The organism is Ruegeria sp. CH6 (assembly GCF_056537005.1).
Map to the genome: position 1 here is coordinate 501,719 of NZ_JBQFQS010000001.1, position 12,031 is coordinate 513,749.

Sequence of the window (12,031 nt, forward strand, 5' to 3'; positions counted from 1 at the left end):
ATAGAACTTGGGCCCGATTGAGCGCCATCGGCAGGACCTAAAAACAGAACTCACCGACAAATCGGGTTTCAATTTGTGAAATGGGCGCGGTCGCGAATTAACTCGCAACCACGCCCATCGATGACTTCATATCTGAAGCGGGTGTCAGAGCAGGAAGCTATCCTCTTCCAGCAGGTTCGCAATCATCAGATCTGTTACCGCATCTGTCTCGTTCGCCAAATCGCTGTTCGACGACACATCGACCAGTTTTGTCGGAACAGAAATGCCTGCGATCTTGGTTTCGCCTGCACCGAACACGACGGATAGGAATTCATCAACGATTTCCGCAGTCACATTCGGCACAAATTCGAGAACATCGACTGTACCCGCCCATCCGGCCTCGCCCGAAATCTCGCCTTCTGGTGCGAGTTTCTGAGCAGGAGATGATTGCTGTGCAAGTTTCGGAAGCTCGTATCCTACAGTACCACTTCCATTGATATCGTAGCTATAGAAGGCTTCCACATCGATGACATCAGGGATCGTCGTACTGCTGATGTAGGCACCACTAGCGTCGGTGATCCACTCACCGTAGTCTCCGTTGGCGTTTTTCCAGAGTACCTTAAAGCCGCCATTGAATGCCTCGGCGTGGATGGCCTCCCAGCCGGGGAAGCTATCTGGGCCAGCTTTGACACCGTCACGCGTCAACTCGACACTGCCATTGACCAGATAAACGCCGCGGGTTGATGACGCGAGCGATACGGAACCGGCGGTTTCGATGCTGGTTGTCTTGTGCCCGATTGTGCCGTCCCCGTTCAGGTCGACATTGTAGAATGTTTCGACATCCACAAAGTTGTCGAGGCTGGCGCTGCTCAGGTATTCACCGGCCGAATTGGTGATCCACTCACCGTAGGAGCCGTCTGCGTTTTTCCAGAGTACCTTGAAGCCGCCATTGAACGCTTCGGCTTGGATGGCCTCCCAGCCCGGGATACTGTCCGGCCCGGTTTTGACACCGTCGCGCGACAACTCGATGCTGCCATTGACGAGGTAAACCCCACGGGTCGAAGATGCGAGCGTTACCGACCCGGCGGTTTCGATGCTGGTTGTCTTGTGCCCGATTGTGCCGTCACCGTTCAGGTCGACGTTGTAGAACGTTTCGACATCCACAAAGTTGTCGAGGCTAGCACTGCTGATATAGGCACCACTGGCATCAGTGATCCACTCACCATAGGAACCGTCTGTATTTTTCCAGAGCACCTTGAAGCCGCCATTGAACGCTTCAGCTTGAACGGCCTCCCAACCCGGGATACTGTCCGGCCCGGTTTTGACACCGTCGCGCGACAACTCGATGCTGCCATTGACGAGGTAGACCCCACGGGTCGAAGAAGCGAGCGTAACCGACCCGGCGGTTTCGATATTGGTCGAGAAGTGCCCGGTCTGACCGTCCCCATTCAGATCGACACCATAAAAAGCCTCGACATCAATGACATTTCCAATTCCGGTGCTGCTGATATAGGCGCCGCTGGCGTCAGTGATCCATTCGCCGTAGGAACCGTCCACGTTTTTCCAGAGAACCTTGAAGCCACCTGTGATCGCTTCGGCGTGGATAGCCTCCCAGCCCGGAATGCTTCTCGGTCCGGCATTGGCACCGTCTCGGGTCAGTTCGATGTTGCCATTGACCAGATAGCCGCTGCGCGTCGACGAGGAGAGCGCCACGGAGCCATCGCTTTCGATGCTTGTGGTCTTGTGCCCGATTGTTCCGTCACCGTTCAGGTCGGCGTTGTAGAATGTCTCGACATCCACAAAGTTGGATATAATCCGGTCAGAGATGTGTTGCCCCGCGCTGTTGACCGTCCACTCCCCAAAGCTGCCGTCTGCGTTTATCCACAGAACGCGGTAGCCACCGCCTGAAGCTTCGGCCTGAATGGCTTGCCATCCTGCAATCGAGCCTGCCCCGATCACCTCACCGCGCAAGGTCAACGCAACGTTCGAGCCGGCTGAGTCCAGTACGTAGATACCGTGGTCCGCATGCTGCAGCGTCGTACCCGTTGTATCGACGTCAGACAGTTGCATGGCAGATGCGATGTTCGACCAGGTTAACTGTTGCACGCCGTTCAGGAACTGGATCAGCTCAACATCATTTGCGATGGTGAAGGTGATACGTGTGATGACGTTCAAAAACTCGTAGCTGGTTCCGTTTCTCAGGAACAGATAATTGCTGATCGCGGTTGTAAACCTGATGGTATCCGTACCAGATCCCCCGTAAAACGAGCCGTCATTACTCGTCACGATCGCTATATCGTTGCCCTGATCGCCAAATACCTGATCGGAGCCGGTACCGTGCGCGAGATAGACCGTGTCGTTCCCGTGCCCGCCATAGATTGTGTTGTTGTTGCTTCCGTTGGAAAGCGAGTAAATCGTGTCGTTCCCGTTGTTGCCACGCAAAACGTTCTGGGCATGGTTGCCATAGATCGTATCATTGCCGGACCCGCCTGATGCGTTTTCAATGGTGACGCCGTGGGCGATCGTAAATCCGCCCCTTACCCCGGCTGCGGATGATACGACACCGCCACCGGTAGCGGTGTAGTCCAAAGTTGCGGGTCGCAGGTCGATCCGTGCGTCCGAATTGCCCAGATGCTGGATGGTATCGTTGCCACCTGTATCCCAGATCGCCTGATACCCTGTGCCCGCAACGTTTGCGGACGGAAGGGTATAAACGTTGTTGCCGGAGTTAGTGGTGGTATTCGCGCCGTACATTGCTTGCAGTGCGGCAATGTCCAGAGCCCCGAAGCCGGTGGATCCGCCAAATGTCGAATTGCTAGGCAGAATTCCACTCGCTGAAGTCCAACCATCATTGTACGACATGACGGTGTAGACGCCCTGGTTGAGCGAGCCAACGCCAAATGAGTTGAAGGGCGAGGTAACACCAGTCATCACGGTCGTGCCAAATCCGGTGTCATGTGGATGCCCCAATCCCAGCGCGTGACCTAGCTCGTGAATGAGTGTCGTAAAGAAATACCCGCCTGGATCGCCGTTGCCGCCGGGACCGGCATTCCAGTAGTTCGTGTTGTAGGCTCCGGTCGAAGGTCTACTTGACGGTCCAAAATGAAAACCCAGGACATTGGGAGACGAAAAGGACGAAGCAGGTGCAATATACTCGACCAGATCGGCTGAAGATGATGAGGATTCGACAAATCGAATGTTAGCTACGGCTTCGATTGCCGCAAGGGCGGCACGGAATTCAGCCTTATATTCGGAGGTCCAGTTCTGCGTGTCGGACAGTTTTCCGAAATTATAGGTGATGGTGGTGACAGTTGCCGGGTTGCCGTCCCCGTATGCACGAGTACCCTGAATCGCGCTGACTGGCGAGGATGAAGAAGGTCTTGGAATATATGTCGTTGTAGCCATGTGTTTGCCTCAAATTCGGCGATTTTGATTGCGCGTACAATTCACGCGCAAGTTGTCATTTTCGTGGCGATGAAAGCCTGCTGCGCGCAAAATTAATTTTTTGTTATGGTAAGTCTAGCGGCTTTGGAAACTGCCACTGCACACGATGTCAGACCGCGGCATTTTGGTCTCGGTTGTTTGGTATTTTGATCGTGGGATTGCAGTCAAATCCACAACAAGTCCGGACATATGGGCGGCTGAGAATGGCAAGCCGTTAAACGAAGTCGTCACTAGAATTTGCAGGAATCATCAACTGGTATGTTGAGCAGTGAATAGACCGGTGCGCAGGTGCGCACCGGTCAGTTTTTGTCAGCGCCCGCGAATACGCGGATCAAGCGCGTCGCGCAGGCCATCGCCCAGATAGTTGACGCTGAGCACGGTCAGCGAGATCGCCAGACCGGGCCAGAAAACACGCTCGGGGTATTGCTGCAGATAGTCGACTCCATCGAACAGCAGTCGTCCCCATGTCGGGAAATCGGGCGGGAACCCGAGACCGAGGAACGACAGGGCACTTTCCGTAATGATCGCCGTTGCGATACCCAGTGTTGCCGACACCATGATGGGTGACAGAACGTTGGGCAGAATGTGACGCGTGATGATCTGCGTGTTGCTCGTGCCAATGGACCGTGCGGCCAGTACGAACTCACGCTCTTTGATCGCCAAAACATCACCACGAACGATCCGCGCAGTCGGCATCCAGGATGTCACGCCAATCGCTGTTACGATCAGGATGAAGATACCACGCTCAAGCCCGAATGCTGCAGACAGAGGCTCACGGAACAGCAACATCATGACCAGCAGCAGCGGCAGCAAGGGCAGGGCAAGGAAGAGGTCGGTCAAGCGCATCAGCGGCCCGTCAAGGCGTTTGAAGAACCCGGCGACCACCCCGATCAATGACCCCAGCAGCAGTGCCAGCAGCATCGCAGTGATGCCCACGGAAACCGATGTCTGACCACCTGCCATCATACGCGCCATGATATCGCGGCCCAGTTGATCTGTGCCAAAGGGATGCGCAAGGCTGGGCCCTTGATTCCGCGCCCGGATGTCAATCTGGGTGGGATCAATCGTCCAGATATAGGGGCCGAGATAGACCGCCGCGACGATGAAGATGAACAACATCGCCCCCAGCATTGCACCCTTGTGTGTTTTGAACTGATCCCAAACGTCACGCCATTGGCTGCGCGGCGGGGTAGCCAGCTCTTCCATCACATCTGTGGTCGGCAAGGCCGTTGATGCAGGTGCAAGACCTTCGTCGGGGACCAGAGTGTCGGTACGATCATGATCAGTCATAGCGAATCCTCGGGTCCAGAATGCCGTAAAGTACATCGGCGATCAGGTTGAACAGCACGATCAGCACAGCAAATATGAAGGTCAGGGTTTGGACCATCGGCAGGTCGTTGGCCTGAATGGCGCCAATCAGCAGTTGACCGATACCGTTTACCTTGAACACCTGCTCGGTGATGATTGCACCGCCGAAGATGGCGGGAATACCCAGAGCAATGACCGTGACAACCGGGATCATCGAGTTGCGCAGGACATGCACCATGACGACGGTATATTCGCTCAGTCCCTTGGCGCGTGCTGTGCGAACATAGTCCTGATTGAGGTTGTCCAGCATCGAGGCGCGCATGAAGCGGCTGAGCTGTGCCGTGATTTGCAGTGCCAGAACCATGACAGGCATGATCATTTGCTTCAGCTGAACGACAAAGCTGTCCCAGCTGTCAACAACATGGGTGGTGTCATAGATCGACGGGAACCAGCCAAGTTGAACCGAGAAGATCACGATCACCAGAACACCCGAGAAGAAGGGTGGGACCGAGAAGCCGACCATCGAGACGAACGTACCCATCTGGTCGAACCAGGAATACTGGCGATAGGCCGAATAGATGCCGATGGGCAGGGCGATCAGGATGGCGACCACATAGGCAGTGCCAACAACCCACAGGGTCTGCGGGATACGCTGAACGACGATGTCCATGACGGGTGAACGGGTTTGCCACGAAATCACGCGCAGATCACCTTCGGAGAAGGTTGTGCCAAAGATCGAGTCGATCAGCACCTGCGGTTCAATCCAGAAAAACTGCACGATCCATTTCCAGAACCGGATATGCATCGGCTGACCGAGGCCAAGTGCCTCGCGCATCTTTTCTTTGACTTCGGGAGGAACAGTGAGCGGAACCTGCGCCATTGGATCGCCGGGTGCGAACTCGAGGAGCAGGAAAATGACGAGGCTGATGAACAGAAGCGTTGGAACGGCCAGTATCAGTCGTCTGATAGTGAAGTTGAGCATTAAAAGGCGCCTTTATATGCGTCTTCTTGTTGGTGGAATATGCGAAAGACCGCGCCCCGATAAAGATCGGGACGCGGCTTTGCAAGGCTAACGCTTAGGAACCGGTCTTGCGGTACCAGTCAGCGATGTTCCACAGTTCGCTGTCCCAGACGTTCAGGACAACGCCACCCAGCGTGTTCGAATGCGCCGACAGACGGCCACGGTGTACCAGCGGGATCATACCGCCGTTTTCAACCATGATGTCGTTCAGCTTTTTCGCGATCTCAGCGCGCTGCTCCAGACCTGCGGTCTCGGCCAGCTGACCATGCAGCTTGTCGAATTCCTCGTTGCAGAAGCGGCTGATGTTCTCACCCTGCCACTGGGAGTCAGGACGCGGAGCTTTGTCGCACAGGCCGTTGCCCAGATAGGACTGAGGGTCGGTGCCGTTGAAGGTATTGGCATACATTTCAACGTCAGCATAGAACTTCTGGAAAGTGTCCGGCGAGCCCGGGTCACCACCGAAGAAGACCGATGCGTTGATGTTGCGCAGCTCGGATTCGATACCGATCTGGCTCCACCACTCTTTGATCAGCGCCTGGAAGTCCTGACGAACAGCGTTGGTCGAGGTCTGGTAGACGATTTTCAGCGGAACACCGTCTTTTTCACGAACGCCGTCACCGTCTGTATCTACGATGCCTGCGTCATCCAGCAGTTTCTTCGCACCTTCGATATCCTGCTGGTCACAGGTCATCGAGGTCGAGTTGAACGCAGCAGGAGCCGGAACCCAGTTACAGGTGACCTTACCGGCCTGACCGTAGCCGATTTCAACCAGCAGCGGACGGTCGATCGCCAGCGACATCGCTTTGTATACAGCCGGGTCCGTCAGGAACGGATGCGGATGCTTGGCTGTCGAACGCTCGCCTTCCGGCAGTTCGGGCGACGGATTGGTCTGGTTCATCATGATACGCTCGACCAGCGGGCCAAAGCCTGCGACCGGGGTACCTTTGCCGCCTTCCTGCATTTGCGCAATCACTTCGGGCGCCAGCTGTAGGTTCCATGCGTAGTCAAACTCGCCGGTTTCCATGACAGCACGGCCAGCCGCGGTTGCGTCGCCACCACCTTTGAAGGTCACGGTCGCAAAGGCAGGTTTTGCGGGGTCGCGATAGTTGTCGTTGGCCTTGAAGGTGATCACGTCGTTCGGCTTGAACTCGGTGACGACAAACGGGCCAGTGCCGATCGGATTAAAGTTCTGCTCGGTGCATTCCGGGGCCTTTGCACCCATGCAGTTTTCAAACTGAGCTTTCTGGATGATGGGGCTCTCGCCGCCAACAAACGGTCCGTAGGGGAACGGGGTAGGTGCGTCGAATGTGACTTTAACGGTCATATCATCAACAGCTTCTACCGAGGTAACGCCTTCGAATTTGGTTACCTGCGCACAGCCACCTTCGGGGTCCATGCAGTAATCAGCAGTGAATACAACGTCCGCAGCGGTGAACGGTGTTCCATCCGACCACTTGATGCCGGGTGCGATTTTCCAGGTGATCGAGGTCAGGTCTTCGCTGACACCGCCATTTTCAACCGTAGGAATCTCGGACGCTAGGAAGGGAACCATGTTGCCGTCTTGGTCGTAGCGAGCCAGAGGCTCGATCACCAGCGAGGCCGATTCCACATCCTTGGTACCGCCCGACAGGAACGGGTTCAGGATTGAGGGTGCTTGCCAATAGATGATGCTGACATTGCCGTCCGATCCACGCTCGGCAAAGGCCATCGGGGCCATAGCCGTGCTGGCGATCGCACCAAGCAAAAGGGTCTTGATTTTCATCATACACTCCATGTTGGACACTTGCGTGTCTCGATTATCTCCGCAAGGCCTGCGGATTTGGCGTTGCCGTACCTGGGTGCAAGGCGCTGAAATGAAACATAAATGCAATTCACGTTTCGTGTTTTCCGCCCTCTCCCAAAAACGGTTACGCGGCGTATCGAAACAGAGTTTCTGAAAATTGCAAGCCTTGCCGCTGCGAAATTCGGTAATGCGTTTGACTTTTCCCGCTTTGCGGCCTTAGCGTTTGGCAATCAAAAAATATAAGCCGCCAAGGGGAGCGTGCGCGTGCTGGACCAGCCAATTGCCCAGATCAGAAAACTGCGGGTTGAATTTCAAACCAAAGATGGACCCGTCGTCGGGGTCGAAGACGTCTCGTTCGAAGTAAATCCGGGTGAAACCGTTTGTATTGTTGGCGAATCAGGATCCGGAAAATCGGTGTCCTCGCTTTCGCTGATGCGGTTGGTCGAGTTTGGCGGTGGTGAAATCGCGGGTGGCCAATTGCTGTTCGACCGGCGTGATGGCGAAGAGATGGACCTGTCCAAAGCCGATCAGGATCTGATGAAACAGATTCGCGGCAACGAGATCGGAATGATCTTTCAGGAGCCGATGACCGCCCTGAACCCGGTGTTTACCGTCGGACGCCAGCTGACCGAAGGGCTGCGCATCCACAAGAACATGTCCAAATCCGAGGCCGAAACGCGAGCCCTGGAATTGTTGCGTCAGGTCCGAATCCCCGAACCCGAACGCCGCCTGAAGCAATATCCGCACGAATTGTCGGGCGGCATGCGACAGCGCGTTGTGATCGCCATGGCCATGGCTTGCGAGCCGCGCCTTTTGATCGCGGATGAGCCGACGACAGCGCTCGACGTGACCATTCAGGCCGAGATTCTGGCCCTCATGGATCGTCTCAAGCGGGAAACCGGCACGGCCGTGATGTTCATCACCCATGATATGGCGGTTGTGGCCCAGATGGCTGACCGGGTCGTCGTCATGTTCCGCGGCAACAAGGTCGAGGAGGGGTCGGTCAAAGAGATCTTTGAGAACCCTCAGCATGACTATACCAAAGCGCTGCTGGCTGCGGTTCCGAAGCTTGGTGAAATGCAAGGCAAGGCCGCGCCTGAACCAATGAAGCTGTTGGGAGTCGAAGGCCAGAATATTGCGCCAATCCCCGGCACCGAAGAGGTTCTGCTGACGGTCAAAAATCTGACGACGCGCTTTCCGGTCAAAGGCGGTTTGCTGCGCCGTACGATTTCCAATGTGCACGCGGTCGAAGACGTCTCGTTCACTTTGAACAAGGGACAAACGCTGAGTTTGGTCGGCGAATCCGGCTGCGGCAAGTCATCAGCAGGCCGTTCTATTCTACGCCTCGTGGAGCCGATGTCTGGCGAGGTCGATCTGGATGGCGTCGATATCATGAAGCTGGATCAGGGCGGACTGCGTAAGGCCCGTCTGGATATGCAGATGATCTTTCAGGATCCGTTCGCCTCGCTGAACCCGCAGATGCAACTGGTGGATCAGGTGGCAGAACCGATGCGCAATTATGGCGTCGCCTCGGGCACGGAACTTCAGGATCGTGTTGCGCAATTGTTCGACAAAGTGCACCTGCCGCGCAGCTTTATGCGACGCTTTCCGCATGAGATGTCCGGTGGTCAGCGGCAGAGAATCGCGATTGCGCGTGCACTTGCACTGAATCCCAAGCTGATCATCGCGGATGAGGCGGTTTCGGCGCTGGACGTATCCGTTCAGGCGCAGGTTCTTAACCTGATGATGGAGCTTCAGTCTGAACTCGGCCTGAGCTACCTGTTCATTTCACACGATATGGCCGTGGTCGAACGTGTCAGTCACCATGTAGGTGTCATGTATCTGGGCCGGATCGTTGAATTGGGACCGCGTGCGCGCGTCTTTGAGAATCCTCAACACCCGTACACTCAGGCCTTGATGAAGGCAGTTCCGATCGCAGACCCCAATAAGCGAAAGTCTGAAAAGGATCTGAATTTCAAGCCGATCCCGTCGCCAATTCATCCGATTGGATATGAGCCCGAGCCATCGGTCTATCACGAAGTGGAACCGGGTCATTTCATTCTGACAACAGACAGCGGGTACTGAAACCCATGTCAAACCGCCTGACGCCGCTTGAGATCATGACCAAGCTGATCTCGTTCCCGACGGTGAGCCGCGACACCAACCTGCCGTTGGTCGAGTGGGTCGAAGGGTATCTGGACAGCCACGGGATCAAATCACATCGCTGGCCTGACCCGGATCAACCACATAAGGCCGCCATATTTGCCCATGTCGGCCCGTGGGAAGAGGGCGCTGTTGTTCTTTCGGGGCATACCGATGTTGTGCCGGTCGATGGTCAACCCTGGGACACCGATCCTTTCGTCGTTACCGAGAAAGACGGAAAGTACTTTGGTCGCGGTACCTGCGATATGAAGGGTTTCGATGCATTGGCCATTTGGGCTTTGGTCGAGGCGCAATACGCTGATGTCAAACGCCCGCTACAGCTGGCGCTCAGCTTCGATGAAGAGATCGGATGTACCGGCGCACCGCCGATGATCGTGGCGATGCAGGACGTATTGCCCAAAGGTTCAGCCGTTGTCGTTGGCGAACCTTCGATGATGCAGGCGGTAACCGGCCATAAAGGAGGTATCGGTTTCGATACCCATATCGTTGGGTTCGAGGTTCACAGCTCGATTATGCATACCGGCGTCAATGCGATCATGGAGGCCGCGCCTCTGATTGACTGGGCCAATGATCAGAATGCTAAGAACATGGCCACTGAACCCAGTGACATCGCGGCAATCTTTGAGCCGCCATGGACCACCTGCCACGTGGGCATGATTCAAGGCGGTACGGCACATAACATCACCGCCAAGGACTGCCGGTTCATGATGGATTTCCGCATGGTGCCGGGAGAGGCGGCCTCGCAATGGGAAAGTGCTTATCTGCAAGAGGTTCGCAGAGCCGAGGAGCGTATGCAGAAAGTACACCCCGAAGCCCGCATCGAGATTTCTCAGAACTTTGCGGTACCTGCCTTGGTCCCGGAACAGGATGGCGAGGCTGAGGCGCTTGTACGGTCTTTGACCGGTGACAACGCGACCCATGTCGTGAGCTATGGTACAGAGGCCGGACAGTTTCAGGAGGCCGGGTATTCTGCCGTCATCTGTGGTCCGGGCGACATTGCACAGGCCCATCAGCCCAACGAGTTCATTACGATTGCACAATTTAACGAAGGTCAAAAATTCATGGAACGTCTGCTGGAGAAGCTTACCGGCTGAACCGGGACGTAGCGCCTGAGCATTCGATTCAGGCAATAGCTTAAGGGAGGACGAACAATGCCCGTGAAGAACAGGCTTGCCGATATGCATGGCGAGATCACCAAGTGGCGCCGTCATCTGCACGCCCATCCCGAGCTGATGTATGACGTTCAAGAGACAGCAGCATTCGTGGTCGATCGGTTGAAAGAATTTGGAGTCGATGAGATCACCCCGGGGATCGGAAAGACCGGGGTTGTGGCTGTTATCCGGGGCAAGACTGATACCAAGGGACGTGTGGTCGGGCTGCGGGCGGATATGGATGCGCTGCCGATCGAAGAAGCCACCGGATTGGACTATGCCTCAACCGTTTCAGGTAAGATGCATGCGTGTGGTCATGACGGCCATACCTCGATGCTGTTGGGGGCCGCGCAATATCTGGCTGAGACCCGGAAATTTGACGGCACGGTCGTTCTGATTTTCCAACCCGCAGAAGAGGGTGGAGCCGGTGGTCTGGCAATGTGTCAGGACGGGCTTATGGAGCGTTGGGGAATTCAGGAAGTTTACGGCATGCACAACATGCCGGGTCTTCCGGTTGGTGAGTTCGCTATCCGGCCTGGTGCTCTGCTTGCGTCTTCGGATGAATTCGAGATCATTGTGACCGGGAAGGGTGGGCACGCCGCTGCCCCCCATGACGCCGTGGATACAACGCTTGTCGCCTCTCACATCGTGGTGGCATTGCAGTCGGTTGTGTCGCGTACGGTTGACCCGATCAAACGTGTTGTTCTGACGGTCGGCACGTTTGACACTGACAGCGTCGCATCAAATGTGATTGCGCATACGGTCCGGTTGCAGGGGACTGTCAGAACGCTGGATCCCGAATACCGCAAAATTGCAGAAGAGCGCGTGCGCAGGATTGGAGAGGATACGGCCTCGGCCTTTGGTGCCGAAGCTAAGGTGACTTGGACACCGGGATATCCGGCTACCGTCAATTCAGATGCTGAGACTGCGTTTGCAGCCGAGGCGGCAGAGGCTGTGGCGGGCAAAGTCAACGACAACACTGATCCGATCATGCCCTCTGAAGATTTCGCCTACATGCTTGAAGAACGGCCAGGAGCCTACATCTTCATTGGGAACGGGGATACGGCGATGTGCCATCACCCGGAATACAACTTTGATGACGACGCGATTCCCGCCGGGTGCAGCTGGTTTGCTGAACTGGTGGAACGACGAATGCCACTGGCATAATCACAGGGGAGAATG

7 protein-coding genes are annotated in these 12,031 nt (G+C 55.8%); 3 read left to right on the plus strand and 4 right to left on the minus strand.

The features are described 5' to 3' along the window. Window positions 1-144 precede the first annotated feature (144 nt). The 4 genes from ACR0CW_RS02580 to ACR0CW_RS02595 all read right to left on the minus strand — a co-directional run bounded on the left by ACR0CW_RS02580 (window position 145) and on the right by ACR0CW_RS02595 (window position 7,514). Window positions 145-3,384 (minus strand): M10 family metallopeptidase C-terminal domain-containing protein, encoded by a 3,240-nt coding sequence (locus ACR0CW_RS02580; RefSeq protein ID WP_480786724.1) that lies wholly within the window; start codon window positions 3,382-3,384, stop codon window positions 145-147. Window positions 3,385-3,732: 348 nt separating this feature from the next. Further along, window positions 3,733-4,713: an ABC transporter permease gene (locus ACR0CW_RS02585; protein WP_155147455.1), complete on the minus strand. Its 981-nt coding sequence runs from the start codon at window positions 4,711-4,713 to the stop codon at window positions 3,733-3,735. Continuing rightward, entirely contained in the window at window positions 4,706-5,713 is a 1,008-nt protein-coding gene (locus ACR0CW_RS02590; RefSeq protein ID WP_155147457.1) for an ABC transporter permease, read from the minus strand. Before ACR0CW_RS02590 ends, ACR0CW_RS02585 begins: the two co-directional genes overlap by 8 nt. Before the next feature lie 94 nt (window positions 5,714-5,807). Beyond that, the gene (locus ACR0CW_RS02595) at window positions 5,808-7,514 is read right to left on the minus strand and encodes a peptide ABC transporter substrate-binding protein (RefSeq protein WP_480786725.1); all 1,707 of its coding nucleotides are present in this window, start codon (window positions 7,512-7,514) and stop codon (window positions 5,808-5,810) included. Between the two features lie 285 nt (window positions 7,515-7,799). Here ACR0CW_RS02595 and ACR0CW_RS02600 point away from each other — a divergent pair, with 285 nt between their 5' ends. Genes ACR0CW_RS02600 through ACR0CW_RS02610 form a run of 3 tightly spaced genes read left to right on the plus strand, consistent with a single transcriptional unit; the run spans window position 7,800 to window position 12,016 of the window. Next, window positions 7,800-9,620 (plus strand): ABC transporter ATP-binding protein, encoded by a 1,821-nt coding sequence (locus tag ACR0CW_RS02600; protein WP_480786923.1) that lies wholly within the window; start codon window positions 7,800-7,802, stop codon window positions 9,618-9,620. Between the two features lie 5 nt (window positions 9,621-9,625). Further along, entirely contained in the window at window positions 9,626-10,792 is a 1,167-nt protein-coding gene (gene argE / locus ACR0CW_RS02605) for an acetylornithine deacetylase (protein WP_480786726.1), read from the plus strand. Window positions 10,793-10,849: 57 nt separating this feature from the next. Beyond that, entirely contained in the window at window positions 10,850-12,016 is a 1,167-nt protein-coding gene (locus ACR0CW_RS02610; RefSeq protein ID WP_480786727.1) for a M20 aminoacylase family protein, read from the plus strand. Window positions 12,017-12,031 lie beyond the last annotated feature (15 nt).